Here is a 24,293-nt window from a genome sequence, read left to right on the forward strand (position 1 = left end):
CTCAACCCGGATTGCCCTGGAGGCCGGCCGCGATCTCGTTGTTAATCGCCACCAGGTTGGCGATCTTCTCCGGGGTCGGTTCGATCATCGTATCGACGCAGTTGCGCAGCACGAACACGCCCAGGTTGCCGATGCCCTGCTTGATATCGGCCGGCAGCGGGTTCTCGTCGGCAGTCGCCTCGGTGGCCAGGATGGTCCAGACGCGCTGGTTGAACGACAGGGCCTCGTTGAGCCGCTTGGTGTCGCCGCTGGCGAGCGCGTGGCTGGCGCCGATCAGCTGCTGGGCCGCCTTGATGAGGACCGCCGATTCGGCTTCGCGCGGCGTCAGTGCGGACCGGGATGTCCGGGCATAGGCGTTGGCGGCGTAGTTCATAGGCAGTCCAGCCCTGTCATCGGACCTGCCGGACAGGCAGGCTTGCGTGTAGCTGTCGCAGATCAAGTGTTAAGGCCGCGTGAGCATCCGGTCCGCCATGATCCCGCCGGGTTGGACAGAGACCAGGGACAGTGGTCGCGGAAAGCCGACCCCCGGATCGCGCCAGAGATGTTGAATTTCTTCCTCGGAACTGTGGCAGGCGCGCTGATCGCGGCCGTGCTGACCATCGCGGCGGCCCGGCAACCGGAGATCCAGGCGCGGCTGGGGCTGAGGCCGGCGCCCGTGGTGGCAGCGCTGGCAGCCGTGACCAGGCCGCGCGAGCCCGATTGCGTCAAGCCGCCCGAAGCTCCCACCGTCGGCAGTCGCGACATGCTGTTCAATCGCCAGCGGTTCTGGTCGGTCGCCCCGTGATCCGATGAGCGATCGCTCTCGGAACTGCCGAAGTCTTCGGAAACGGAATGAGCGGTCTTTCCACCACCACCTCACATCCTGAAGTCTAAGCGAAGTGTGCCTCAAAGCGAGCTTCAGGAATCGAGGGCCAACGCGAGAATTCTATCGAAGCTCGCTTCGCGCGCACTTCAAAATCAGGGCGTGGATGGGACCCCACCCGCGGTTTGGGTGCGGCACCAGTCTCCTCAATCCCGCCAGCCCGAAACCCTGTCCCGCACGGCGATGCCGATGAAGCGCCAGGACTCGATGAAATAACGGCGAAACAGCCGCCGCGGGGCGCAGAGGAACCGGAAGACCCATTCGAGGCCCAGCCGCTGCATCAGCCACGGGGCCCTGGGCACGTAGCCCGCCGCCACCGACAGGGCATCGCCGACGCAGAACACCACCGGGCTGCCGAGCGCCCGGCCCTGGCGATCGACCCAGATTTCGGATTTCGGCGCGCCGACGCCCATTACCAGCAGGGAGGTGCCGTGGGCGCGGATCCGCTCGGCCAGGGCGCGGCCGTAGGTTTCGTCATCCTCGAAGCCGAAGGGCGGCACCGCGCTCGCCACCGCACCGTCCGGGAGGCCGGCCGCCTGGAGGCGCGTGGTCAACGTGTCGGCGGCGTCCTGGCGGGCGGCAACGAAGAACACCCGGCGGGCGAAGGGGGGCGGATCGGCCAGGATACAGGCCAAGAGGTCGTGGCCGGTGATCCGTTCGGCCGGCCGGCCGCTCGCCGCCCGGGCGAGCCAGACCAGGGGCATGCCGTCGAGGGTCCGGGCCGCGGCGCGCCCATAGGCGCCCCGGAAATCCGCATCCTCGGCGAGCTGGACGATGTGGTCGACATTGGCGGTGACGATCGTGCGCGGGCTGTCCGAGGCCCGCGCCGCCACCGAGGCGACGATCGCCGCCGCCGTGCCGGTGTGGAAGCTGTAGCCGAACAGCCGTACGGTCGTGGCTGGGTCCGACACCGCGCAAGCGGGCGCAGCCGACGGTTCCCCCACGGCCCGGTCTTGCCATGCCGCCTCTGGATCTGCCGGGCCCGGGGCCTCGACATCACGCATCGGCGGCCCGGAAGCTGGTCCCAGGGCGGACGGAAGCGCGCCGGAACCGGCGGCGGTCGCTGTCGGCACCGAGCACCAGTGCGATGGCGCCGCCGAGCAGCATGCCGAGCACCAGGGCGACCGGCAGCACGATCTTCGGCGAGGGTGGGAAGGTGCGCTGGCGGGCCGGCGTCGCCACCGAGATGATCCGGACGTTGGTGGTGTTGAGCCGCTCCTGCTCGCTCGCCTCGCGGGCGCGCTTCAGATAGGCCTCGTAGACGCCCCGGCGGGCCTCCAGCGTCCGCTCCAGCTCGCGGAGGCCCACATAGGCGCGGTCGCTGCTGACCGTCTCCGTCTTCACCCGGTCGAGATTGGTCCGGATCGCCGCCTCGCTGGCCGCCGCCCGGTCGTAATCCTTCTGGGTCGTGTCGATGATCCGCTCCTTCTCGCGCTGGATCAGGCGCTGGAGGTCGCGCTGCTGGGCGTATTGCTCGGCCATGGCGGGGTGGCGCTCGCCGAGGCGGGTGGCGAGCTCGGCAGTGTTGCGCGAGAGCGTGGCGTATTGCTGCCGCAGCGCCTGCATCTCCAGGGATTGCAGCATCTCCGGCAGGGCCGTGCTCGGGTCGGACGAGCGCATCTTGCGGGCCTGGTCCAGGCGCGACTTCGCCTCCGCGGTCTTGATCGAGGCGGTGACGAGCTGCTGGTTCAGGTCGCCGAGCTGCTGGTCGGTGAGCAGCCGGCCGCTCGAGGCGACGAGCTTGTGGGCCTCGCGGTAGCGGACCACCTCGCCCTCGGCCTGCTCGACATCGCGCTTCAGGCTGCCGAGCCGGCCGGTCAGCGCGTCGTAGGCGCGCCGCGCCGTGTCGGTGCGGGCCGCGGCTTCCTCGGCGAAATAGGCGTCGCCGATCGCGTTGGCGATCTTGGCGGCCTTCTCGGGATCGCGCGACTGCACCGACACGTCGATCACGAAGGTCCGCTCGGCCCGGCGGACGCTGAGCTTGGTCTGCAGCGTGTCGAGGGCGATGTTGACCGGGTCGCGGCTGGCCGCCGGCGGCACCATGCCGAGTGCCCCCTTGATCCAGGCGATCGTGGGATTGTTGCCGTCCGGCAGCACGAACTCGTCGTCCTGGTCGAGATGGAGCTTGGCGATGACCCGGCGCAGGACGTTGTCCGACTGGATCACCCGCACCTGGCTTTCGGCGATGGAGACGCCGCTGTCGGCCTGGGGCTGGCGGGCGTTCACCTCGTTCTCGACAACCCGCAGGTCGCTCGGATCGATGAGGATCTGGATGGACGAGGTGTAGCGCGGCGGAATCAGGCCGAGCAGCGCGACCGCAGCCGCGACCATGAACAGGGCACCCAGCACGATGAAGCCGCTGCCCCGCCACAGGCGCCGCAGGATCACGCGCGCCTCGGTCCGGGGCTCCGGATGGGGCTCGACCTGCGGCAGCACCATGCGGACGGGCTGCTCACCGCTCATGCGTGTCGAGAAGTCGAACATGCGCCTCGCTCCCTGACCTGTCGGAGAGCGGCCGGTGCCGCCCTCCCCCGCCCTCCCGCGCCCGTCCCCGTTCCGATCACTTGCGTGCCGTTCCGGAACAGGACCTCGCCGGAGGCGGCGTTGTCCTCGATACGGCAGCAATCGACATACCGAACCAGTACTCTCGCCTTGAACCAGACCCTGCAGCAGGATCCCTGTAGATATCGCATACAGAACTAGAACGCTCTGTCACGTTTTTGTGGCGCTAACAGGCCTGAACTTGTTGGGGACTACGTAAACGGATTCATGCGCGGACGGTCGCGCCCGGTGCCGCGTAGGCGTCCGCATCCCCCGCCAGGAAGCGCCGGAAGCGCTCGCTATCCCCGAACGCTGCGGCGTTCCAGTCCGCGACGTTCCGGCGGCTGGCCGCAGCCGCCCGGGTCAGACCGGCCTGCGCGATCCAGGACACGAGCGCGGATGCGGCGGACTCGGGCGCTCCGGGGCTGATCAGAAGGGCGGACTCGCCCAGCACTTCGCGGAACACGGGGGCGTCCGGAGCCACCACCGGCAGGCCACCATGCTGGACCTCCAGCAGCGGCAGGCCGAGCCCCTCGGCTTTCGAGGTCGAGAGGAGGAGGTGGCAGGAACCGGCGAGAGCCCGCAGCGCCGCGTCGGACAGGTAGCCGTAGCGGTGCAGGAAGGGCGGCGGGTCGTCCAGGAAGGCGTGGCGACCCCATCCGACCCGCCCGACCAGGTGAAGCTCCGCCGGCACCCCGGCGCGGTTGAGGGCGGCCGTCAGCGCGAGGGCGGCCGGGTAATCCTTGCGCGGCTCGATCGTGCCGATCGCCAGCAGCCGCAACGGCGCACCCGGGGCGAAGGGAGCAGGCCCCGGCAGGTCGCCGAGGCCGAAGGCATCGCGCACGGACGGGCGCAGCAGGGCGACCCGGGCCCTGGGCGCGCAGACGGCCCGCACGGCCTGCCCGGTGGTGCGGCTGTTCACGAACAGGTTCGGGCACCAGCGGAGCGCCCGCGCGAAACTCGGACTCATGTAGAGCCGGCTCTTGAGGCTCAGATCCTCCGGCCGGTCGAGCAGGAACGTGTCGTGGACGTAGAGCAGGCAGCGCTCGGCCGCGACCGCGCAGAGCGGCCCCGGCGGGAAGCCGGGGAACAGGAACAGCGCGTCCCGGTCGGCCAGGGCCCGAAGCGGCAGGCCGAATTGCTGCTGGCCGATCATCGCCGGCAGCGAGCCGCTGGTGACGGGGCGGACCTCGTGGGGCGCCAATCGGTCGGGGGCGAACAGATCGAGGGTGATCCGCTCGATCCCGGTGACGTGGGCGCGCAGATGGGTCTGGTCGAGATAGATCCGCTTGGTGCCGGGTGTCACGGCCGGCTCCGCCGCAGGGTGCCGGCAAGGTAGAGGCAACGGCGCACGAGCAGGGGCATGCGCCGGCCGAGCACCATTTGCTTCGCCCGCCGCAGCCGCCGCACCAGGGGGGGAGACGGCGCCGGCACCGTGCCGGTCGCGCCCGGCTGAAGCCGAGCGGCGAACGGGAAATGCCCGAGCATCGCGGGCGCGAAGCTCGGGCGCCCGGTGCCGGACAGCAATCCCCGTTCCCGCAACACCCCATCGAGCGACAGGGCGGCGGCGGCGCGACCGGGGCGGCTCTCCAGGGCGATCCGCGCGAAGGCGCCGAGCCGTGCCCGGGCCTCATTGTCCTCCACCAGCTCGGCGAGCGCCTGCGCCAGGGCGCCGGGCTTCATCGGGACCAAGCGGCCGGACACCCCGTCGATCACCGCGGAGGTGAGCCCGGAGGTTCGGTAGGCGAGCGTCGGCACGCCGCACAGCCCGGCCTCGATCGGGGTCTGGCCGAGGGTCTCGTGACGGCTGGCGGTGACGTGGAGATCGCAGGCGCCGTACCAGGCGGCCAAGGCCTCCTCGTCGGCGATCAGCCCCGGCGCGAACAGGGTCGGCAGACCGAGCCGGGCCGGATCGTCGAGCCGGCCGATCGCCACGACGCCGACCCCCGGCCGCGCCACGGCCTGGAGTGCGGCGCGCAGATCCGAGAAACCCTTGTCGGGGCCATCGACGATCACCGCCGAGATCAGGATCAGCACGTCGCCCTCCGGCAGTCCGAGCCGGCGGCGCAGGGCGGTGCGGTCGCCGGGGCGGAAGGTCGCCGTCGGGAAGGCCAGGCGGATTTTTATCGCCGGGGTGCCGGAAGGGGCCAGCTCCTGCGCGCGGGCCAGGGTCCAGTCGGAATTGGCCAGCAGCCACGGCCCTGCGGGTTCGGCCAGCACGGCGCGCTTGCGGGCCTGCATGCCGGCGATCCGCCCGGGGCCGAGCTGGGGATACTCGTCCGGGCCGGGACAGGCGGCGTCGCAGCCGGTGGCGGCCCGGGTGCAGTCGCGGGGATGGCAGCACCGGCCGGTCAGGGGGAACAGGTCGTGCAGAACCAAAGCGACCGGGCCGCGCCGGGCCAGCCGCCCGACCACGTCGAGGCTGCGGGTTGCGCCGTGCAGGTTGCCGGCAAGGACGAGATCGGGGGCGGCGGCCTCGATCGCCGCCTCGGCCCGCGGGAAGTCATCGGTCCATTCGGCAGCTTCCGGCCGGTCGCTGAGCACGACCCCCGTCACCCGGTGGCCGGCCAGCGCCAGCGCCACCGCGAGCCGCCTCTGGGCGACGCCAGCGCCGCCCTGGGTGCCGGTGCCGGTGAGCGAGACGATCGACAGGCCTTCGGGCCCCGCCGCCGGCGTCGCGCTGACCCGCTGCAGCAGTACCGGGCGTCCGATGCGCCGACGGGCGGGATCCGGTAGCGCCGACCAGGCGGCGGACGCATCCAGGCGGCCATCGGCGTCGCGGATGGTGCTGCCCCGCAGGGCGTCGCGCATCCACAGCACCTCGCCGCCGGTGAACTGCACGCCGCCCGGCCTCTCCGCGCCCGCGAGCCCCGGACTGTCCAACCCCACAACCGCACTGGCGAACAGGACCCGCAGGCCCGCCACCGCCGCCGCTCCGGTGAGTGCCGCTTCGAGGGCCAACGCGATGAGGGCGCCGGGGGCGAGGAGATCGCCCGCGCGCAGCCACAGCAGGGCGTCCCATCCCGGCTCGGCCAGACTCGTCTCGATGGGGGTACGATCGATCCCCGGCGGCACAAGGTCGTGCCGGAGCTCCGGGTAATCCTGGCGCAGGACCGAGGGGGCGGTCCCGGCCGCGTCCGCGCCCGCCGCCGTCACGGTGACGATGCGGATCCGCGGCCACGGGCGACCATCCGGCAGTGCAGCCGGCCGGGCCACGGCGGGGGCAGCGGGTCCGAACGGCCAGCCGGCGATGCCGTGGGCAGGCACTGAGGGTGCGGCGTCGGTCAAGTTCGGTTCGCGGGTCGGGCGGGGCGGGCAGTCTGGCCGCAAAGGGTGAAGATTGCCTGTCGCGCCCCGCGCGCCATCACCCGTCGACGCGGACCCGGGCTGGTCCCGCGACCATTCGGCCGATGCGGGTCGCCGCGGCGTACCCGGCATCCCGAATGCACGCCAGAACCGTCTCGGCCTGGGCCGCAGCGCAGGTCACCAGCAGGCCGCCGGAGGTCTGCGGGTCGGTGAGCAGGTGGCGGCGCCAATCGGGATAGTCCGCGGGCAGATCGACTTCGGCCCCGAAGGCGTTCCAGTTGCGGTGGGAGGCGCCGGTAACGAAACCGTCCTGCACCAGCGCCTCGGCCCGGGGCAGGAACGGCCCGGCGCTGGCCTCCAGCACGAAGGTCAGCCCGGCCCCGCGGGCGATCTCGAGCCCGTGCCCCAGGATGCCGAAGCCGGTCACGTCGGTCAGCGCGTGGACGGCCGGCTCGGCCGCGAGCGCCATGCCGATCGTGTTGAGCCGCGTGGTGGTGGCCACGAAGTCGCTGTAGTCGGCCGCGTCCAAAGCCTCCCGCTTGATCGCGGCGGAATAGACCCCGACGCCCAAAGGCTTTGTGAGGATCACCGCATCCCCGGCCAGGGCGTCGGCATTGCGCCGCACCGCCTCGCGGCGGCAGGTCCCGATCACCGCGAGCCCGTAGATCGGCTCCGGCGTGTCGATGGAATGGCCGCCGGCCACGGGAATCCCGGCCTCGGCGCATTTCTCCGCCCCGCCCTGCAGGATCCGGGCGACCACATCGGGTTCGATCTTGCCCACCGGCATGCCCAGGATCGCCAGGGCGAAGATCGGTCGCCCGCCCATGGCGTAGACGTCCGAGATCGCGTTGGTCGCGGCGATCCGCCCGAACTCGACCGGGTCGTCCACCATCGGGGTGAAGAAGTCGGTGGTGGCGATCACGCAGGTGCCGTCGTCCAGCTCCCACACCGCGGCGTCGTCGGAGGTCTCGTTGCCGACGAGCAGCCGCTCGAACGGCCCGGCGGCCGGCTGCTCGGACAGGAGCCGGCGCAGGATCGCCGGATCGAGCTTGCAGCCGCATCCGCCGCCATGGGCGAGACTGGTCAGACGGGGGGCATCGGTCATCGCGGGACTCCGTTCGGGATATCAATAACGCGTCGTCACCGCGTTGAGCCAGTCCGGCGGGGCGGCGGCGACCGCGAGACGAATCCCGGCAGCAGCGCTGCCGCGGCGGCGATTCCGAAGGCCGGCATCGTCCGGCCGACGCGCCCGCGATGCTCCCCCCCGGCCGCCTTCCACGGACCGGATGATGGCCGATCAGACCCGTATGTCTCCCGGAGCCCAGCCATCGCACGGACGGCTCAGCGTCCGTGCAGTCTTTCCGGGGCGGCACGGCGAACACGGGAATCCAGAGCCGCAGCAGACCAGGACCTTGTATCGCCGAGCATCTTGCCGTGGATGCTCGTTTTCCCATGATCCGGAACGACGATCCGAGTTATTCGGCCGGGATCACCTCACCGTTCGACCCATAGATCCGCGCAGCCACAGCATGGTTCGGCGGCCCGATCGCTGGGTCGTTGCGCGGCCGTGGCGGGAACCCCTGGCCCCCCGGTACATTGCGGCCGCAACGAATGGGCTGCGTGGGTGAGGCGGACAGGTGGCGATCTTCTTCACGGGCGACACCCATTTCGGGGACCCGCGCGCTCTGCGCTTCGACCACCGGCCCTATCCGGACCTCGACGCGCACGATGCCGGTTTGATCGCCGCCTGGAACGGTGCGGTGGGGTCGGACGACACGGTCTGGCACCTCGGCGATTTCGCCCTCGGCCCGAGCGGCGCGCGAATTCGCGAGATCCTCGATACGCTCAACGGCGAGAAGCACCTGATCGTCGGCAACAACGATGGGCCCGACACCCTCCAGGCCCCGGGCTGGGCCTCCGTACGCCACTACACGGAGCTTCTGGTCGAGGATCGGATGGTGGTGCTGTGCCACTACGCGTTCCGCACCTGGAACGGGATGGGCAAGGGCGCACTCAACCTCCACGGCCACAGCCACGGCAAATTGAAGCCGATCCCGAAACAGTACGATGTCGGCGTCGATCCGATGGGGCCGGCCCCCGTGGGTCTCTCAGCAATCCTCACCTCGCGCCTCCGCCGGAAGGCGTAGCCGGGCCGGAACCTTCACAGCAGCTTCACCGTTTCAGCGGACAGAGAGGGGATGGAGACGCTCCACCTCCGAGAAACCCGGCACCCCCGTCCGCGGGGCTGCACCAGAAACCCATACGTGAGTGAGCCCGTGAGTGCCCGTTCGGCCTCTCTGCTTCCGTCCGGCCTCGCCAAGACGGCGTTCGCCGGCGCCTTCTCGCTCCTCGCTCTGACCTCCTCGGCGCTGGCTTTGCCCGCGTGCCTGGAGGCCCAGCGCAAGGTCGACGAGGCCAATGCCCTGCGCTTCCAGGCGCGCCAGGAGGCGCGTCTGGGCAATCATGACCGCGTCTGCGACACGCTGGACGAGGTCGGCGACCGCTACGACGATGCCCGCGACGCGTTCGAGCGCTGCGGCGAGGGCGTGGTGGCCATCGACCTCCGCAGCGAGCTGCGCGGCCTTCGCATCGCCAAGAAAATCAATCGCTGCGACTGACCGGGTGCGCCCGCGCACCTCGTACGTTCAGGCCCCGCAGCATCATCCCGACACAAGCGACGCACGTCGCCGACAAGGTTATGCGCCGATGACCACCGCCCTGCTGTCGTCCGATCTCCAGGTTGCCACCACCGACCGCACCGGCCCGTCCTTCGCGGCCGCCCTATGCGGCTTCATCAGCACCACCGTCGCCACGACGATGCTGCTCGTGCTGATCGGAACGCTCTGAGAAGCGCGAGGCTTCCGACATCGAAGGTGGTTACGAAGTCCTGGCAAACCCCTAGAACTCGGTCGATATAAACGCGATAGGGTTTCGGGTGCGATGCGGCACCCAGCGTCGCCCTCTCGAGCGTGGCAACGCTACTCTAGGCCATTCCGCACGCCGAGATTGGGCGCCGCACTGTGTTTTTACGCTGGGTTCACCGTGCCAGGCGAGGCAGCGTTGATCCTTTGACCATGTAAAGATCAAGACCTCCGACCGCTGTCCGCCACCCTGACCATCCTCTAGGGTGTAGCCGTGCAACACAGCGCGGCGTGAAATCGAGGACCTTATGGAATCGCTGGACCGCTGCGCTTAGGACGGCAGCGTAAGAAGCATCTCCCGTGATGCTAAGGCGCCTTGAATGCCGTGGCCCTATTCCCAATCAGCTCAAGCAAACAGCTCCGGCCGACGCAATTGCAGCGCGAATAGCAGCAGCAGCGACTTCATATCGGTGAGCGCGCCGCGTTGGGTCATCGCCACCAGTTCCAGGAGCGGGATCTCGTGAACCGCCACCGCCTCGCCCTCGGCGGCCAAGCCGCCGCCGGCGCCAATGCGGTCGGATTCCGTGTAAGCCGCCAGGAACAGGTCCATGCGCTCGGTGGAGATTCCCGGCATGGTCCAGGCGCTGGCCACGAGATCGAGGGCGCCGAGGCGCAACCCCGTCTCCTCGGCGGCCTCGCGCCGGACCTCGTCCTCGGGGGCGCCGTCATCGAGGAGACCCGCCGGCACCTCGACGTGGCTCGGCGGACCGCCGGAATAGAGCACCGGCGCCCGGAACTGCGAGACCAGGGTCGCGACCCGTCGGACCGGGTCATAGGGCAGAACCGCCACCGCCCGGCCGTGATCTTCCATCTCGCGGGTGATGCGCGAGCCGTCGTCCTGCATCACCTCGGCCACGAGGTACCGGGCCCACCCCTCGTGCACGAGGCGCAAGCCCCCGATCCGTGGTGCCATGCCGTCTCCGCCTCAACTTTGGGAGCACAACGGATCGCTCAGGAATGCGGCGGCTTCGCGGAGGCTCTCAGGCGGAAGCACAGGCGATTGCCGTCCCGCTCGGCCGAATCCAGCCAGGCGCCCTCCTCCCGCACGAGATTCGGGATGTCGATCAGCGCCATCGGATCGGTGCAGGTGACCATCAGGACCCGTCCGGCGCCGAGCGTGCGCAGGGCCTTGCGGGTGCGCAGGACCGGAAGCGGGCATTTCAGCCCCGTGAGATCGAGTTCGACAGGCTCGGTGTCCGCGTCCGACAAACCCATGGCTCCCGATCCGGCACTCTCACCACTCGTGATAGCCGAGGAGCGGGCCGCGATACGTGTCCGGTGCGAACACATAATAGGTCGGGCCGTAATACCCGTATTCCATGTCGCGGCCCGGCGTCGGCGCATAGGCATAGCCGTAGCCGAACGGCACCGGATAGCCGTATTCGCCGTAATAACTGTATTCCGGCCGGACGGCCCGCACCTCGGCGGCAACCCCGGCGCCCAATGAAGGGCGGCCGACTGGAGCGGCGCGCGGGGCGTGATACGGCCCCAGATCCGCGGCGCAGCAGACGCCGCAAGCGGTCACGGCGGATGAGATGCCGGCCATGAGAGCGGCGGTGAAGCGGATCATGGCAACGATCTCCTCGATCAGGCGATTCGGCCTCGGAGGGATCCGATAGCGTGGCCTGCGGCAGGTTAGCCCTGTCGGCCTTGTTCGAAGCTTGTGGCGCACGTTTAAGGTGCGGCGGATGGTGGACCGTGTTCGCCGTGACGGCATCCGGCGGTCGGCAAACAAAAGCTCCCGACCTCGTGGAGGCCGGGAGCTTTCAGGGCGGTCCCGATTTCCGGTTTTACCAGCCGTAATCGTCGTAGCCGTAGGCCGGGTAGCCATAGGCGGGATAGCCGTAGCTCCGGACCGGGGCGTAGCCATAGCTGCGGACCGGGGCGTAGCCGTAGCCATAGGCCGGATAGCCGTAGCCGCCGCCGTAATAGCCGTAGCGGGGAGCCGCGCTGGCGGCCAGCGCACCGCCGATGATGCCGAGGGCGGCACCGGCCGCCACCGCACCGGCGACCCGTCCGCCATAGCCGCGGCGGTAGCCGTAGCCGCCGTAATAACCCCGGCGCCAGCCGACGGTGTCGATCTGGGTGCTCGGGCCGCCGACCTGCACGGCACTCTGCGCCGGCAGCGGCGCCGCCTCGGCGGCGGTGAACGAGGCGGCGATCATGGCCAAGGCCGAGACGCCGGCGACGACGGATGTGGTGATGCGGGACATGGACACATCCTCCACGCGCTGAACGATCGGCGTGAGAACCGTCAGGTATCGCACTTCGTTCCAGGCCACGGTGTGCGGCCGCACGGCACTCCGGATCCGCGGATCAGAACACGCATTCCGTGAAGGCCGGGCGGACGCAGGCGCCCCAGCGGCCCTCGTAATCGGCGAGCAGGTCGTCGGCCCGGGTACGCCCCGCGGTAACGATCGCCTCGAGGGGCTGAAGGTAGAGGGTCTCGTCACGCCCCTCGGTGTCGCGGCGCGCCCGGGCACGCAGGCCGGCGCGGGCGATGGCGAGCGCTTCGGCGGCGACCGCCCCAAGCGTCGTGTTGGCCACCGGGGTTGCGAGCCCGAGGCGCGGAGCGGTGGCCCGGGCGGCCTCGCGGTTGGACGGGCTCCAGCCCTTCACGAGGTCGAGAGCGGCGTCGAGCGCCGCTTCGTCGTAGAGCAGGCCGGCCCAGAACGCGGCCTGGGCGGCGATCATGCCGGGATCGCCGACATCGGCACCGCGCATCTCCAGGAAGCGCTTGAGCCGGACTTCGGGGAAGGCCGTGGAGGCGTGGTTGGCCCAATCGGCCACCGTGGCGTACTCGCCCGGAAGCTGTGTCAGCTTACCGGCCATCAGGTCGCGGAACGAGGCGCCCGAGACATCATGGTAGATGTCGCCGCGCTTGACGAAATACATCGGCATGTCGAGCAGCCAGTCGACATAGGCCTCGTAGCCGAAGCCCGATTCGAACGCGAAGGGCAGCATGCCGGTGCGGTGGGGATCGGTGTCGCGCCAGATCTCGGAGCGGCGGGACAGGAAGCCGTTCGGTCGCCCGTCGGTGAACGGCGAATTGGCGAACAGGGCCGTCGCCACCGGCTGAAGCGCCAGAGAGGCGCGCATCTTGCGCACCATGTCGGGCTCGGAGGCGAAGTCGAGATTGACCTGCACCGTGGCGGTACGGAGCATCATGTCGAGGCCGAGCGAGCCGACCTTCGGCATGTAGCCGGCCATGATCTTGTAGCGGCTCTTGGGCATGACCGGCGTCTCGTCCCGGCGCCAGCGCGGGCTCATGCCCAGCGTCAGGAAGCCGATATCGAGGGCGTCGGCCACACGCTTCGTCGCCGTGAGATGCGTGGCGAGCTCGGCCGCGGTGCCGTGGACATCCGGCAGCGCCGCTCCGGACAGCTCGAACTGCCCGCCCGGCTCGATCGAGATCGCCCCGCCCTCCTCGGCCGAGAGGCCGATGATGTTGCCGAGGTCGAGGATCGGCTCCCAGCCGGTCTCGCGGGCGAGCCCCTCCAGCAGGGCGCGGATGCCGCGCTCGCCTTCGTAGGGCACGGGCTCGCGGCTCTCCCGGTAGAACGGGATCTTCTCGTGCTCCGTCCCGATCGCGAATCGCGCGCGCGGCTTCTCGCCGGCGGCGAACCACTCGATCAGCTCGGCGCGCGTCGTGAGCGGCGTGGAGTCGTTGCTGTCGCGCGCCATGCGCTGCCTGCCCGTGCCTGTGAACCATACGCCCGGAACGGGAGCGCGCCGGAATGCTCCGGCGAGTCCGTCCGGCTCAACCCCGTCCCGCGAGCGGAGACCGGACGGACACCCGCGCCGGCTCCGGGAGCGCGGCGCGGGGGCCATCCGCCCCGGGACATAATCGAGGCGCCGGGAACCGACAACGCGGCGCCGTGAACCGGGGCCCCGGTTCGCCCTGCTTCCGTGGAACAATCCGGCGGCCGGCCGCTCTCATGTGCGCCGGCACACATGGTTCCGGCAGGCCCCGCCCTCAGCGCGCGTCGCCCAGCACCGCCTGGACCAGGGTCAGCACCGCCACCGCGGCGGTGTCGGCCCGCAGGATGCGCGGCCCGAGGGACAGGGCGACCGTGTTGGGCCGCGCCCGGATCGCCGCCCGCTCGTCCTCGGAGAAGCCGCCCTCCGGCCCGACCAGGACGGCGAGCGGCGGTGCCGCCGCGGGATCGGCGGCCTCGCGCAGCGCCCGGACCGGATCGCTCACCGGGGCGTCCTCGTCGCAGAACACCAGCAGCCGCTCGGGGGCGAGACCCGCCAGCGCCGGGCCGAGCTTCTCCGGCTCGGGACAATCCGGGATCGCCAGGATGCCGCATTGCTCGGCCGCCTCGACGGCGTTGGCGCGCAGGCGCTCCATGTTGATCCGCTCGCCCTGGGTGTAGCGGGTGATGACCGGGCGGATCGTCCCGGCGCCCATCTCGACGGCCTTCTGGGCGAGGTAATCGAGGCGGGCGCTCTTCAGCGGTGCGAACAGGTAGTGCAGGTCAGCGCGGGGCGTCTGCGCGCGGGTGCGCTCGGCGACGTGGAGGTCCGCGCCCTTCCGGCCGGTCTGAACGAGGTGCGCACGCCACTCGCCATCCCGCCCGTTGAACACCAGAACGGGATCGTCCGGGCCGCGGCGCAGGACGTTGAGGAGGTAATTGGCCTGCGCCCGATCGAGCGGCAGGACCACGCCGGCGCCGAGATCCGATTCGACATGGAGGCGCGGGGCGGTGAAGTCGTAGGCCGGCATGGCCGGGTGGTCGCGCGGTCGGGTGGCGCTGTCAACGCGGGCCGCGGGGCCGCACAGCCCGCAAACGTGTTGCGAAAAGGTTACGAAGGCCGGTTTTTGGCACTTCCCCCACCCCAGCATGGCCTCGCCGGTTTGCCGCTCGATTGACGCCACATTCCTATGGCGAACCCAAGGGAACGGAGTGGGGCCGGCGGTGCGCGGTCTCCGGCATGCGTCTGAGGGAGTCGCAGGATGGCATACGGGAGCTTGAGTCTGGGGGCGGCGGCGCTCGTCGGCGGCCTGCTGTTCGGCACGGCGGCCTTCGCGCCGGCCGCGGCGCCGGAATGCGGCACGATCCAGAAGACCCTGGCCGAGCGCAAGGCGCTCGTTTCCCGCGCCAACGCCGCCTCGACCAGCAAGAAGAAGATGACCCCGCAGGAAGCCTGCGCGCTGTTCGGCAAGCTCCAGTCCAACGGCGCCGAAGGCATGAAGTGGATCACCGCCAACAAGGAATGGTGCTCGATCCCGGATTCGTTCGCCGAAGGCTTCAAGGCCGACCATCTCAAGGTCAGCGGTATCCGTACCAAGATCTGCGGTGTCGCGGCCCAGGCAACCAAAATGGAAGCGCAGGCCCGCGCACAGGCGCAGAACGGCGCCAGCAGCGGCCTGCTCGGCGGCCCGGGCTTGACCGGCAGCTTCAAGCTGCCACAGGGCGCGTTGTAAGATCGTCTGAGAGGATCACGGGTCCGGCGCGGGTCCCTCCCCTCTGCGATGGCGGAGAGCGGGATTGCGCGTGGGACGACCGGAGATCCGACCGATGAGCGGCACGGCGGCAGAGGACGGGCGTCCGGCCGACGCGGTGCGCGGACACTGGGTCGAGCGCGCGGCGCCGCGGCCCTGGCGGCCCTATCTGCGGCTCGCCCGCATCGACCGGCCGATCGGCTGGTGGCTCCTGCTCCTGCCGTGCTGGTGGTCCTCCGCCCTGGCGGCGATCAAGGCCGACCTGTCCTTTCCCGATCCCTGGCACTGCCTGCTGTTCCTGATCGGGGCGGTGGCGATGCGCGGGGCGGGCTCGACCTACAACGACATCGCCGATCGCGACCTCGACGCCCAGGTCGAGCGCACGCGCCAGCGCCCCCTCCCGTCCGGGCAGGTCGGGCCGCGCCACGCGGCGCTGTTCCTTCTGGCGCAATTGCTCGTCGGCCTCGCGGTGCTGCTGCAGTTCAACGAGCAGGCGGTGATCGTCGGCCTGTGCTCCCTGCTGCCGGTGGCGATCTACCCGTTCATGAAGCGGGTGATGCCGATGCCGCAAGCGGTGCTGGGGCTGGCCTTCGCGTGGGGTGCGCTGATGGGCTGGGCGGCCGTATTCGCCCGCCTCGATGCCCCGGGGCTGCTGCTCTACGCGGGCACGATCTGCTGGGTGGTGGGCTACGACACGATCTACGCGGTCCAGGACATCGAGGACGACGAGATCGCCGGGATCCATTCCTCGGCCCGCCTGTTCGGCCGGCACGTCCGGGGCGCCGTGGGCCTGTGCTACGCGCTCGCCGTGCTGTTCATCGCGCTGGCGGCCTGGGGCGCGGGCGCGGGGCTCGTGGGCTTTATCGGGGTCGCGGGCTTTGCCGCGCATCTCGGCTGGCAGGTCTGGTCGCTGCAGGAGCGCGACGGGCGCGGGGCGCTGATTTTGTTCCGCGCGAACCGGGATTCCGGGCTTATCCTGTTCGCGGGCCTCTCGGCGGACGCGCTGCTGCGCAGCCTGACCTGAGGGCCTACCACGCCTTCAGGTGCGGGCGATGATCTCCTTCTCGCCGCGGAAGATCTGCGGCCGGGCCGGCAGCCGGCCGGTCTTGCGACGGGTCAGGAAGCGCGGGCGGCGGGCGCCGAGGCCGGCATGCCGCCGACGGATGCGCACGCGTCCGAGGATCAGCCGGCCGATCTGCTCGGACACCGGCACCAGCACGCCGTCTTCCCGGACGATCATCCGCACCAGCCCGGCCCGGGCGGCGATGTCGCGCCAGATGGCGACCACGTCGTCCTCATCGAAGCTGCCGATCCGGTGCAGCTCTTCGCCGTCCGCGTCGACCAGGATCAGGCTGAAGCGGTCGGTGCCGCAGATCTCGGCATCCTCGGTGGCGTAGGCCAGGGCGACGCCTGCTGCCTTGCGGGCGCCGGAGATTCGACCGATCACCGGGAGCGGCGACGGGACGATATCGAAAGCGGCCGGAGCAGCGGCCTCACGGGCATCCATCGAAAGTCCTTCGCGACGTTCGTCCGTGAACGAGGAAGTGTTCATCTGTCCGGGTCCCTGGAGCAAGTGGCGACCCGCGCCGGGCCGTCCGTTATGCCAAGCAAAATCGCACCCGAACTCCTCCGCACAGCTTAATCACCGTCGTTAAGCGATTCTGGACGGGGATGTCATTTGAGGAATGCTCAATGCTTCCTTGAATGCTCAACACTTCCTTGCGAAGATCGGTCAGTCTCGATCCATCCCGGTGGCAGAGTGCGGATCCTTGTGGCGGTGCCGGTGGCGCCCTACAACGAGAGGCAGCGGGTGGGCCTGGCCCTCCGGGATCTCAGATCGTCTTCCGAGCCGGCTCTCCACGTCCGACCAGCCGGGCGGAGGCGCCGATGTGGCCCGATCCGGGCCTGACGCCGTCCATGCGGAGCGCAATGCCCGAGCCCATCTCCGACGCAGCCGTATCCGCCCTGATGCCGGACCTGCGCGCGGTCATGCGCGAGGCCGCCGACATCGCCCGCCCCTATTTCAAGCTCGGCGGCCAGACCTCCGCGCGGATCTGGTCGAAGGCCGGCGGGTCTCCGGTGACGGAAGCCGACGTCGCGGTCGACACCTTCCTGAAGATCCGGCTGAGTGCCCTGGTTCCGGGGGCGGCGTGGCTGTCCGAGGAGACCGCGGACGATCCGGCGCGCATCGGCCACGACCTCGTCTGGATCGTCGACCCGATCGACGGCACCCGGGCGTTCCTGTCCGGCCATCCCGACTGGTCGATCGCAGTCGCCCTGCTGGCCGGCGGGCAGCCGCGGATCGGGTTCGTCCATGCCCCCGTGGGCGACGCGGATTACGAGGCGGTGCTCGGTCGCGGCGCGACCCGGAACGGCGAGCCGATCCGGGTGGACGCCAAGATCGCGCTGCCGGGTGCACGCATCACCGGTCCGAAGCCGATGCTCGACCGCCTGGCGCGCGGCGCGGGCGCCGATGTGGATTTCACGCGGATCGACCGCATCCCATCGCTGGCCCTGCGGCTCGCCCGGGTCGCGGAGGGCTCGGTCGATGTCGGCCTCATCTCGGGCAATGCCCGCGACTGGGACATCGCGGCCGCCGACCTGATCCTGCGCGAGGCGGGCGGCGTGGTCTGCGACCTGAAGGGTCAGGCGACCACCTACAACCGGCCCGATCCGGTCCACGGCGAATTGCTGGCGACACCGGAGGCCCTACGGGATCCGGTCCTGGCAGCCTGGGATCGGTAGGCACGCCCGTTCGGTTTACGCGCGCGGCCTCTTTCCCGGACACCCGGAACGCCAGTGGAAGGTGATCCGGGACCTCGCAGGCGAAGCGCCGCGCAGCGGCACGGTCTGAGAGCCGAGGATGCCGCTGTGCAGGTTGTGTGCTGAGCCCCGGGTCGCATTCCGCTGGCGCTGCATGCGCCCGGGATAGGAGTGGCGCGGACTTGGCGCCGCCTGGGAGATCAATGGCGCGCAAGAGCCGCGCTCGATCTGACATCGAACGCGGCTCCATACGTCACGAGCGTTTGCGAAATCTCATACGGGACGCCGGCCCTCAGGCCGCCACTGCCTCACGGATGACCACCGCGTTGGGAGCAAGCCCCAGACGCTCGGCGAGATGCCAATGCAGTTCGCGTGGGGAATGATAGTTGTAGGACCGATCGATCAGGTTGGTGAGATCAGCCCCGGTCTCAGTCGCGGACTTGGCCCGCGCCAGCCGCCCGACCCGGAAGGTCGGCGCATCGGTGACGGGGGAGCGGACGCCGCGGCGCCGCGTATATTCGAACATCATTATTAAGTGTGTCTTTTCTTTTCTGGACCGGACGTCTGTGCGCGCCCGGCGTCGTTTCTGCTGGTTGCCTCCGACGCCCCCGCGTCCCGGACGGTCTCGCCCAGGTGGAAGCGTCGGAAGGGGGAGCCGCGTCATGCGGCCGGTTCAATCCCGGTTGCGGATCAGGCCGCCTGAAGGTTGCCCGCGGCGTCCTTGCCGCTGCGCTTGTCCGTCAGGACCTCGTACGAGAGCCGCTGGCCCTCGACCAAGTTGCGCATCCCGGCCCGTTCTACGGCGGAGATGTGAACGAACACGTCCTTGCCGCCGTCATCGGGCTGGATGAAGCCGTAGCCCTTGGTCTCGTTATACCACTTCACAGTGCCGGTATTCACGTAGGGTACCTCGTTCGTCCATAGGTCATGCACACGACGAGAATGCCGCGCGATGCACCACGGTCTTGCTGGGTTGGCCAGTGTGGCAGGGCGCGAGACGCTGGTCGCTTGAACGCGCCGGTCTCGGTGGGAAAGCCCCCCGGAACTCTATTTAGGCGCTGCCTGCGGCGGCAACAAGGCATCTTGGACGCGGCGTCTCGGGCGCAGGTCGCACGGGGCGCGCGGGACGGCGCGGCGCCCCCTGTGATTTCCGGCACTTCCGATGCATATACGGAACGCGGACAGACAGTTAAGGCGCGTGGCTCCCGGGCGATACATGGCAGGCATTTCGGTCTCGCTGGATGGCGCGAACATCCAGCTTTCCTTCCAGAAGGACGATCAGGCGACGGCGGTGGTGATGGATGCCCGCGCGGCCCGCGCTCTCGTGCGCGCCGTCGGTCAGTTGCTCACCGCGATCGACGACAGCGATGAACCGGACCTCGGCGAGGGCCTGGGCGACGAGGAGGTTGCGATGCTCGACGTCACCTCCTCGGCGATCGAAGTCGGCACCGACGAGGAAGGCCAGGCCGTCGTCGCCCTGCAGGCCGGCGCGCTGCCGCCGTTCCAGCTGCGCCTGACGGACGAAGAGGCCCGCCACGTGGTGACGAGCCTCTCCGAAATTCTCAGTGCCCCGCGCGACGTTCGCACCTCGCACGGCGGCCACTGATCACATCCGGGTGCCCGGATCGGTCGGCGCGCCGGGGAAGACGTCCGGCTCGGAGCCTGGGCCGCCCGGCTCGCCGATACCGGGATCATTCACCGGATAGGGCGTCCGCGGCCCGGTCGGCCCGATATCGGGCTCCTCTTCGGGCAACGGCGGCGGGGGCGGCAGATCGCCGGGCGTAGGCTCGGGGAGGCCGGGATTGGCCATGGCGGTCTCCTAATGGTTTTCGGGATGCCGCATCAACGGGCCGCCTTTCCATGGGTTCCGCGCGCCAGACTGCCATGTCGCGCGTCCCGGAACAGCCGCTACCGACTTCGGTTGATCGGGGAGATCCCCTCAAGGAGGCCCGCCATGACCGATATCCGCCAAGCCAAGATCCTGATCCTCGCCACCGATGGTTTCGAGGAGAGCGAACTGACCGTGCCGCAGGCCAAGCTCGCCGAGGCCGGCGCCACCGTGACCGTCGCCGCCCCGCAATCGCGCGAGAGCAAGGGCACGATCCGCGGCTGGGACAAGACCGATTGGGGTAAGGAGGTCGCGGTCGACCTCGATCTCGACCGGGTCGACCCGGCCGCCTACGACGCCCTGGTCCTGCCGGGCGGACAGATCAACCCGGACAAGCTTCGGCTCGAGCCGAAGGCGCTCGCGGTGATCAAGAGCTTCCTCACCTCCGGCAAGGTGGTCGCTGCGATCTGCCATGCGCCGTGGCTCCTGATCGAAGCCGGCGCGGCCAAGGGCCGCGATCTCACCTCGTTCGCCTCGATCCGCACCGACGTGATTAATGCCGGCGGCCGCTGGCACGACAAGGAGGTGGTAACCGATCAGGGCATCGTCACCAGCCGCAGCCCCGAAGACCTGGACGCCTTCTGCGCCAAGATCATCGAGGAGATCCAGGAAGGCAGCCACGGCAACCGCCAGCTCGCGGCCTGAGTATCCGCGCGGCTGACGGCGTCGATCGTCAGCCGCGCGTACCGTCGCCGGTGACTTCGAGCACCGCGCAGGACCGGAACGGCCGTCCATACTCGTCCGTCCCCTCCACCGTCACCCGATGGGCACCCGGCGCGAGGTCGTCGGGCAGGCGTGCGGTCCAGATGTGCGTCGAGGGCGTCGCCTGAACCCAGCTCTTCTTGGTCTCGGGATAGCGCGCGTAGAGCTCGGACACGAATGGGTCGAGGCGTCGGGTGCGCGTCATCGGCGCCGTCGAGCGGTCGCCGATCCGGACCGTCAGGGTCGTCCGGGGGCCGCCGTCGAAGACGTTGACCACGAGGTTGGTGGAGGCCAGCGCGTCCTGCGGGATCGGCGGCCGCAGCGCCTGCATCGGGTGGCTCGCCCGGACGATCTCCGGGGCGGCGGGGCGCAGCTCGCTCTCGAAAGCGATCCGCATCGTCGCGTCCGGCTCGCCCTGGGCGGGGACGAAGCGCGTCGTGTAGGCGGTGCCGCGGATCGAGAGCACGTGGAAGCCGTTCGGGGTGCCGTCGCGGCTGTCGGCCGAGGGGATGCCGGTGCGGGTATCCGGCCCGCTCCACCAGGAGCCGGACACGGCGGTCATCACATGGTGGTGGTGCCCCTCCGCTAGGTAATGATGCTCGGTGGTGTGGGTGTGGCCGGCCAGACTCAGCACCTTGCGGCCCGCCAACACGTCGAGGAGTGCCGCCCGATCGATCGTCGCGCTGCGCGGGTCGTCGCCGGTATCGGTGACGAGCGGGATGTGGGTCGCCAGCACGATCAGGTCGTCGGGCGGGATCTCGGCCAGAAGGTTCTTCAGGAACGCCAGAGTCCGCTCGCCGATATGGCCCCGATAGGTGTTGGCCCCCACGGGGACCGGCGGGCCTAGCCACTCGACGTTGTCGAGCATCACGAACAGCGCGCGCCCGTGCCGGAACGCGTAGGTCGGCGCGCCGAACACCCGCTTCCAGGTCTCGCGGCTGTAGCGGGCATCCGGGGCCTGCATGCTGAGGTCGTGGTTGCCCGGCAGGCTGTACCAGGGCAGCCCGATCCGTCCGACGATCCGGTTGGAGCGGCCGTAGAGCGAGAGGTCGTCGAACAGCACGTCGCCGGTGGTCAGGCCGAAGGCCGCCGGGATCGCCATGGCCCGAGCGACCGCCGTGTCGCGCACATGGTCGAGCTCGAACCGGCTCTCAGGCTGCGGATCGGTGAACAGGATCACGTCGAAATCCGCGGGCTCGTCGACCCGGGTCAGGGTGAAGTCGATCGAGGCCGGCAGCGGTCCGGTCGGTGGGAGGCCCTTGTAGCGGAGGCCCAGGCTCGCGGGCGTGCCGTCAGGCTGGTGGATGTAGGAGTGCCGGGGCACGTTGTCGGCGTCCCGCGGCAGGGCGTAGCCCGGCGGCTTGATCACGAAGACGGCGCCATCCCCGGGCATCGGCAGGCGGTAGCGCCCCTGCCCGTCCGTGCGTGCGACCTCGCGGCCATTTGAGACCAGCACGCCGGGCAGCGGCGCGCGGTCGGCGCCGGCCGCCTGGACGGCATAGACGATGCCCGTGGCCTCCCCGGCGTCCTGCGCCTTGCCGCGACCGGCCAGGAGCGAGAGCGCAGCGGCGCGGGCCACGGTCTCCCGGCGCGTGAGGCGTCCGGCGGCTGGGATCGGATCACGCGTCATCGGGGGCTCCTGCTCGGCTACGCAGGCCAAGCAGAGACGTTTGACTGCCCGATGACAGAGCCCCTGCCCCCGAACGCACGAGGCCCGCACCCCGGGCGGGGTACGGGCCTCGGACGAAACCGCAGGCGTGAAGCGCGGCGCGCTTACTCTTCGTCGCCGGGTTCGAAGGTCTGGGGCAGCGGCTCGGCGCTGGCCACCGGGGTCGGCGCCCCGATGGTCGATGGCACGTTCACGCCGTCGCGCTTGTAGATGTCGTCGCGGAACTGCACGAGGCCGTCCGGGGTCGCCCAGGCGGTGATGTAGGTCCAGTAGACCGGCACGGGCTGGGCGATGTTGGCATCGACGCGCTTGCCGCTCTCGATCGCCTGCTCGACCTGCTCGCGGCCCCAGCCGGGCGTGTCCTTCAGGAGCCAGGTGATGTATTCGCGCACGTTCTGCACGCGCACGCAGCCCGAGGAGATGAAGCGGAAATCGTCGCCGAACACGCCCTTGGTGTTCGTGTCGTGCATGAACACGCCGTAGGGGTTCGGGATGTTGATGCGCACGATGCCCATCGAGTTGAAGTCGGCACCCGATTCCTGCCGGTAGGTGTAGCGCGTGCCCTCATCCGAGTTCCAGTTGATCGAGCGCGGCGAGACCTCGCCGGTGCTCGACAGGATGTGGATCTTGTTGTCGGTGAGGTAGTTCGGATCCTTCTGCATCTTCGGGATCAGGTCCTTCTTCACGATGGAAGCGGGGACCGTCCAGGTCGGGTTGAAGTTAATCTGCGTCGCCTTGGTGTTCATGATCGGCGACTGGCGGTCGATCTTGCCGACGCCGGCGGCGTGCAGCGTGACGACCTGGCCGTTCTCCACGGTCTCCACCAGGGCGGCCGGGATGTTCATGATCACGAAGCGCCGGCCGAGATCGCCCGAATAGGAGCGCAGGCGGACGACGTTGGTCTCGAGCTGGTGCAGCCGCACGTCGGCGGGCACGTTCATCGCCTGCTGGGTGGCGAGGCTCATCGCGCCGGTCTGGCTGAGGCCGTGACGGGCCTGGAACCGCTTCACGCCGGCCGCGACATAGGAATCGTACACGCCCGAGCCGCCGGCGGCCGGATCGAGGTCGCCGGTGACGATCAGGCGTTGGCGCACCGCGGCCACCGCCGGGCCCTTGGCGCCGACTCGCAGGCGCTCCGCGCCGGAGACCGGGCGCCAGCCGCCGCGATTGACGATCTCCCGGTAGCGCTCGACCATCTGCTCGGTCGCCGACACCGTCTGGGGCGACAGGATCGGCACGGTCTCGCGCTGCACCTGCATGCCGGCCGGCGAGGCGTAATCCTGCGCCCATTCGGCTTGGGCATAGTTGCCCTGGTCCCGGGCCTCGGCGGCGCCCAGGCTGAGCGTGCCGAGCGCGGCCACGCCCAGGATGGCGGTGAACCGGTTTGTTGCCTTGATGCGCATCAGTCGCTGGCTCTTGTCCGGAGTTCGTCAGATCATGGCGAGAGCGGGTGTACTCGGTCGCCACGGTGTCGGGATGGGCTTAAGACTCCCTATCGAAGGGGCCGGATTGTGGCATCGGCGTGCGCCAACGCACGTCGCGACCGGCTGCGGCGCGGCGACACCAGTCACCAGAGGCCCTGTGTGGCAGAGATGCCACCGCCGGGCGATCCAGACCGGGATCCTCCGGCCGGTGCCTCGCGCCGCCGCGGCGGTCGCGGGCCGCTGACTTCAAGAAAGCAGGACGCAAGCATGCCCATGAAGATGTTGTCCGCGGCCCTCCTCGGCCTCGGCCTGTTCGCAGGCGCCGCCCAGGCGGATCCGATCAAGGCCGGCGACCTCACGATCGAGACCCCGTGGCTGCGGGCCACCCCGAACGGCGCCAAGGTCGCGGGCGGCTACGTGCGGATCGTCAACACCGGCTCGGCCCCGGACACGCTCACCGGCGCCGCGGTGCCGTTCGCGAAATCAGGCGAGATCCACTCCATGTCGATGGAGGGCGGCGTGATGAAGATGGCCCCGGTCCCGGGCGGCCTGACGATCAAGCCCGGCGAGACCGTAGAGCTGAAGCCCGGCGGCTATCACCTGATGTTCGAGGGTCTCACCGGTGCCCCGAAGGCCGGCGACACCGTGTCCGGGACGCTGACCTTCCAGCGCGCCGGCGCGGTGCCGGTCACGTTCTCGGTAGCGCCGGTCGGCGCGAGTGCACCGGGCGGCGGCGCTCAGCATCAGCACCAGCATTAGCGTCCGGTC

At 70.0% G+C, this 24,293-nt stretch carries 27 protein-coding genes and 1 pseudogene; 10 read left to right on the forward strand and 18 right to left on the reverse strand.

The window, feature by feature from the left end; translation table 11 throughout:
- Position 1: 1 nt before the first annotated feature.
- A complete protein-coding gene (flaF, locus tag AO398_RS24400) occupies positions 2-373 on the reverse strand; it encodes a flagellar biosynthesis regulator FlaF (RefSeq protein WP_058194752.1) in 372 nt (123 codons plus the stop codon).
- A 168-nt stretch (positions 374-541) separates the two neighbouring features.
- Here flaF and AO398_RS24405 point away from each other — a divergent pair, with 168 nt between their 5' ends.
- Positions 542-784, forward strand: a complete 243-nt coding sequence (locus AO398_RS24405) for a hypothetical protein (protein WP_058194753.1) — start codon at positions 542-544, stop codon at positions 782-784.
- 224 nt (positions 785-1,008) lie between these two features.
- On the opposite strand, the gene AO398_RS24410 is transcribed toward AO398_RS24405, so the two are convergent.
- The 5 genes from AO398_RS24410 to selD form a co-directional block, all read right to left on the reverse strand.
- A complete protein-coding gene (locus AO398_RS24410) occupies positions 1,009-1,773 on the reverse strand; it encodes a WecB/TagA/CpsF family glycosyltransferase (RefSeq protein ID WP_244498880.1) in 765 nt (254 codons plus the stop codon).
- Between the two features lie 85 nt (positions 1,774-1,858).
- Complete coding sequence (locus AO398_RS24415; protein ID WP_058194755.1) at positions 1,859-3,346, reverse strand: GumC family protein; 1,488 nt, start codon at positions 3,344-3,346, stop codon at positions 1,859-1,861.
- A gap of 283 nt (positions 3,347-3,629) precedes the next feature.
- Positions 3,630-4,709, reverse strand: coding sequence for a glycosyltransferase (locus AO398_RS24420; protein WP_058194756.1), 1,080 nt, complete (start codon positions 4,707-4,709; stop codon positions 3,630-3,632).
- Positions 4,706-6,691: a glycosyltransferase gene (locus tag AO398_RS24425; protein ID WP_058194757.1), complete on the reverse strand. Its 1,986-nt coding sequence runs from the start codon at positions 6,689-6,691 to the stop codon at positions 4,706-4,708. The genes AO398_RS24420 and AO398_RS24425 overlap by 4 nt, the downstream gene beginning before the upstream one ends.
- A gap of 76 nt (positions 6,692-6,767) precedes the next feature.
- The gene (gene selD, locus AO398_RS24430; RefSeq protein ID WP_058194758.1) at positions 6,768-7,814 is read right to left on the reverse strand and encodes a selenide, water dikinase SelD; all 1,047 of its coding nucleotides are present in this window, start codon (positions 7,812-7,814) and stop codon (positions 6,768-6,770) included.
- Positions 7,815-8,346: 532 nt separating this feature from the next.
- On the opposite strand from selD, the gene AO398_RS24435 reads away from it, so the two are divergent.
- The 3 genes from AO398_RS24435 (at position 8,347) to AO398_RS29170 (ending at position 9,556) form a co-directional block, all read left to right on the forward strand.
- On the forward strand, positions 8,347-8,856 hold the full coding sequence (locus AO398_RS24435) for a metallophosphoesterase (protein ID WP_058194759.1): 510 nt from the start codon (positions 8,347-8,349) through the stop codon (positions 8,854-8,856).
- Between the two features lie 129 nt (positions 8,857-8,985).
- The gene (locus AO398_RS24440; RefSeq protein ID WP_082643435.1) at positions 8,986-9,327 is read left to right on the forward strand and encodes a hypothetical protein; all 342 of its coding nucleotides are present in this window, start codon (positions 8,986-8,988) and stop codon (positions 9,325-9,327) included.
- A gap of 88 nt (positions 9,328-9,415) precedes the next feature.
- On the forward strand, positions 9,416-9,556 hold the full coding sequence (locus AO398_RS29170) for a hypothetical protein (RefSeq protein ID WP_201025825.1): 141 nt from the start codon (positions 9,416-9,418) through the stop codon (positions 9,554-9,556).
- Between the two features lie 420 nt (positions 9,557-9,976).
- Here AO398_RS29170 and AO398_RS24445 read toward each other — a convergent pair whose 3' ends face one another.
- The 6 genes from AO398_RS24445 to AO398_RS24470 form a co-directional block, all read right to left on the reverse strand.
- Positions 9,977-10,543 (reverse strand): NUDIX hydrolase, encoded by a 567-nt coding sequence (locus AO398_RS24445; RefSeq protein ID WP_058194760.1) that lies wholly within the window; start codon positions 10,541-10,543, stop codon positions 9,977-9,979.
- A 38-nt stretch (positions 10,544-10,581) separates the two neighbouring features.
- On the reverse strand, positions 10,582-10,845 hold the full coding sequence (locus AO398_RS24450) for a sulfurtransferase TusA family protein (RefSeq protein ID WP_152997638.1): 264 nt from the start codon (positions 10,843-10,845) through the stop codon (positions 10,582-10,584).
- A gap of 19 nt (positions 10,846-10,864) precedes the next feature.
- The gene (locus tag AO398_RS24455; RefSeq protein WP_058194761.1) at positions 10,865-11,200 is read right to left on the reverse strand and encodes a hypothetical protein; all 336 of its coding nucleotides are present in this window, start codon (positions 11,198-11,200) and stop codon (positions 10,865-10,867) included.
- A gap of 220 nt (positions 11,201-11,420) precedes the next feature.
- Positions 11,421-11,843 (reverse strand): hypothetical protein, encoded by a 423-nt coding sequence (locus AO398_RS24460; RefSeq protein WP_058194821.1) that lies wholly within the window; start codon positions 11,841-11,843, stop codon positions 11,421-11,423.
- A gap of 103 nt (positions 11,844-11,946) precedes the next feature.
- The gene (locus tag AO398_RS24465; RefSeq protein WP_058194762.1) at positions 11,947-13,314 is read right to left on the reverse strand and encodes a glutamate--cysteine ligase; all 1,368 of its coding nucleotides are present in this window, start codon (positions 13,312-13,314) and stop codon (positions 11,947-11,949) included.
- Between the two features lie 292 nt (positions 13,315-13,606).
- Positions 13,607-14,359 (reverse strand): 16S rRNA (uracil(1498)-N(3))-methyltransferase, encoded by a 753-nt coding sequence (locus AO398_RS24470; RefSeq protein WP_058194763.1) that lies wholly within the window; start codon positions 14,357-14,359, stop codon positions 13,607-13,609.
- Positions 14,360-14,590: 231 nt separating this feature from the next.
- On the opposite strand from AO398_RS24470, the gene AO398_RS24475 reads away from it, so the two are divergent.
- Positions 14,591-15,061, forward strand: a complete 471-nt coding sequence (locus AO398_RS24475; protein WP_058194764.1) for a hypothetical protein — start codon at positions 14,591-14,593, stop codon at positions 15,059-15,061.
- Positions 15,062-15,155: 94 nt separating this feature from the next.
- The gene (gene ubiA, locus AO398_RS24480) at positions 15,156-16,103 is read left to right on the forward strand and encodes a 4-hydroxybenzoate octaprenyltransferase (protein ID WP_058194765.1); all 948 of its coding nucleotides are present in this window, start codon (positions 15,156-15,158) and stop codon (positions 16,101-16,103) included.
- Positions 16,104-16,118: 15 nt separating this feature from the next.
- On the opposite strand, the gene AO398_RS24485 is transcribed toward ubiA, so the two are convergent.
- A complete protein-coding gene (locus tag AO398_RS24485; RefSeq protein WP_058194766.1) occupies positions 16,119-16,586 on the reverse strand; it encodes a DUF6101 family protein in 468 nt (155 codons plus the stop codon).
- Between the two features lie 422 nt (positions 16,587-17,008).
- On the opposite strand from AO398_RS24485, the gene AO398_RS24490 reads away from it, so the two are divergent.
- Positions 17,009-17,824 (forward strand): 3'(2'),5'-bisphosphate nucleotidase CysQ, encoded by an 816-nt coding sequence (locus AO398_RS24490; RefSeq protein ID WP_058194822.1) that lies wholly within the window; start codon positions 17,009-17,011, stop codon positions 17,822-17,824.
- 310 nt (positions 17,825-18,134) lie between these two features.
- Here AO398_RS24490 and AO398_RS24495 read toward each other — a convergent pair whose 3' ends face one another.
- Positions 18,135-18,371, reverse strand: a complete 237-nt coding sequence (locus tag AO398_RS24495) for a hypothetical protein (RefSeq protein WP_058194767.1) — start codon at positions 18,369-18,371, stop codon at positions 18,135-18,137.
- A gap of 161 nt (positions 18,372-18,532) precedes the next feature.
- Entirely contained in the window at positions 18,533-18,742 is a 210-nt protein-coding gene (locus AO398_RS24500) for a cold-shock protein (RefSeq protein WP_058194768.1), read from the reverse strand.
- Between the two features lie 316 nt (positions 18,743-19,058).
- Here AO398_RS24500 and AO398_RS24505 point away from each other — a divergent pair, with 316 nt between their 5' ends.
- Positions 19,059-19,448: a hypothetical protein gene (locus tag AO398_RS24505; RefSeq protein ID WP_058194769.1), complete on the forward strand. Its 390-nt coding sequence runs from the start codon at positions 19,059-19,061 to the stop codon at positions 19,446-19,448.
- Here the strand turns inward: AO398_RS24505 and AO398_RS24510 are convergent, their stop codons facing one another.
- Positions 19,449-19,652, reverse strand: coding sequence for a hypothetical protein (locus AO398_RS24510; RefSeq protein WP_058194770.1), 204 nt, complete (start codon positions 19,650-19,652; stop codon positions 19,449-19,451).
- A gap of 144 nt (positions 19,653-19,796) precedes the next feature.
- Between AO398_RS24510 and AO398_RS24515 the strand changes: the two genes are divergently transcribed.
- Entirely contained in the window at positions 19,797-20,375 is a 579-nt protein-coding gene (locus tag AO398_RS24515) for a type 1 glutamine amidotransferase domain-containing protein (RefSeq protein WP_058194771.1), read from the forward strand.
- Positions 20,376-20,403: 28 nt separating this feature from the next.
- Here the strand turns inward: AO398_RS24515 and AO398_RS24520 are convergent, their stop codons facing one another.
- Entirely contained in the window at positions 20,404-22,062 is a 1,659-nt protein-coding gene (locus tag AO398_RS24520; protein WP_058194772.1) for a calcineurin-like phosphoesterase family protein, read from the reverse strand.
- A gap of 143 nt (positions 22,063-22,205) precedes the next feature.
- On the reverse strand, positions 22,206-23,504 hold the full coding sequence (locus tag AO398_RS24525; RefSeq protein WP_058194773.1) for a L,D-transpeptidase family protein: 1,299 nt from the start codon (positions 23,502-23,504) through the stop codon (positions 22,206-22,208).
- 342 nt (positions 23,505-23,846) lie between these two features.
- Here AO398_RS24525 and AO398_RS24530 point away from each other — a divergent pair.
- A pseudogene (locus AO398_RS24530) lies at positions 23,847-24,284 on the forward strand (copper chaperone PCu(A)C); the annotation flags it as partial.
- Positions 24,285-24,293 lie beyond the last annotated feature (9 nt).

The sequence above is a fragment of the Methylobacterium sp. GXS13 genome (assembly GCF_001455965.1).
GTDB lineage: Bacteria > Pseudomonadota > Alphaproteobacteria > Rhizobiales > Beijerinckiaceae > Methylobacterium.

What these genes read in the sequence shown, in the direction of transcription:
- flaF (WP_058194752.1), bottom strand. Translation starts at nt 373, where the DNA reads ATGAACTACGCCGCCAACGCCTATGCCCGGACATCCCGGTCCGCACTG.
- AO398_RS24405 (WP_058194753.1), top strand. Translation starts at nt 542, where the DNA reads ATGTTGAATTTCTTCCTCGGAACTGTGGCAGGCGCGCTGATCGCGGCC.
- AO398_RS24415 (WP_058194755.1), bottom strand. Translation starts at nt 3,346, where the DNA reads ATGTTCGACTTCTCGACACGCATGAGCGGTGAGCAGCCCGTCCGCATG.
- selD (WP_058194758.1), bottom strand. Translation starts at nt 7,814, where the DNA reads ATGACCGATGCCCCCCGTCTGACCAGTCTCGCCCATGGCGGCGGATGC.
- AO398_RS29170 (WP_201025825.1), top strand. Translation starts at nt 9,416, where the DNA reads ATGACCACCGCCCTGCTGTCGTCCGATCTCCAGGTTGCCACCACCGAC.
- AO398_RS24445 (WP_058194760.1), bottom strand. Translation starts at nt 10,543, where the DNA reads ATGGCACCACGGATCGGGGGCTTGCGCCTCGTGCACGAGGGGTGGGCC.
- AO398_RS24450 (WP_152997638.1), bottom strand. Translation starts at nt 10,845, where the DNA reads ATGGGTTTGTCGGACGCGGACACCGAGCCTGTCGAACTCGATCTCACG.
- AO398_RS24455 (WP_058194761.1), bottom strand. Translation starts at nt 11,200, where the DNA reads ATGATCCGCTTCACCGCCGCTCTCATGGCCGGCATCTCATCCGCCGTG.
- AO398_RS24460 (WP_058194821.1), bottom strand. Translation starts at nt 11,843, where the DNA reads ATGTCCCGCATCACCACATCCGTCGTCGCCGGCGTCTCGGCCTTGGCC.
- AO398_RS24465 (WP_058194762.1), bottom strand. Translation starts at nt 13,314, where the DNA reads ATGGCGCGCGACAGCAACGACTCCACGCCGCTCACGACGCGCGCCGAG.
- AO398_RS24470 (WP_058194763.1), bottom strand. Translation starts at nt 14,359, where the DNA reads ATGCCGGCCTACGACTTCACCGCCCCGCGCCTCCATGTCGAATCGGAT.
- AO398_RS24475 (WP_058194764.1), top strand. Translation starts at nt 14,591, where the DNA reads ATGGCATACGGGAGCTTGAGTCTGGGGGCGGCGGCGCTCGTCGGCGGC.
- ubiA (WP_058194765.1), top strand. Translation starts at nt 15,156, where the DNA reads ATGAGCGGCACGGCGGCAGAGGACGGGCGTCCGGCCGACGCGGTGCGC.
- AO398_RS24485 (WP_058194766.1), bottom strand. Translation starts at nt 16,586, where the DNA reads ATGGATGCCCGTGAGGCCGCTGCTCCGGCCGCTTTCGATATCGTCCCG.
- AO398_RS24490 (WP_058194822.1), top strand. Translation starts at nt 17,009, where the DNA reads ATGCCCGAGCCCATCTCCGACGCAGCCGTATCCGCCCTGATGCCGGAC.
- AO398_RS24495 (WP_058194767.1), bottom strand. Translation starts at nt 18,371, where the DNA reads ATGATGTTCGAATATACGCGGCGCCGCGGCGTCCGCTCCCCCGTCACC.
- AO398_RS24505 (WP_058194769.1), top strand. Translation starts at nt 19,059, where the DNA reads ATGGCAGGCATTTCGGTCTCGCTGGATGGCGCGAACATCCAGCTTTCC.
- AO398_RS24510 (WP_058194770.1), bottom strand. Translation starts at nt 19,652, where the DNA reads ATGGCCAATCCCGGCCTCCCCGAGCCTACGCCCGGCGATCTGCCGCCC.
- AO398_RS24515 (WP_058194771.1), top strand. Translation starts at nt 19,797, where the DNA reads ATGACCGATATCCGCCAAGCCAAGATCCTGATCCTCGCCACCGATGGT.
- AO398_RS24520 (WP_058194772.1), bottom strand. Translation starts at nt 22,062, where the DNA reads ATGACGCGTGATCCGATCCCAGCCGCCGGACGCCTCACGCGCCGGGAG.
- AO398_RS24525 (WP_058194773.1), bottom strand. Translation starts at nt 23,504, where the DNA reads ATGCGCATCAAGGCAACAAACCGGTTCACCGCCATCCTGGGCGTGGCC.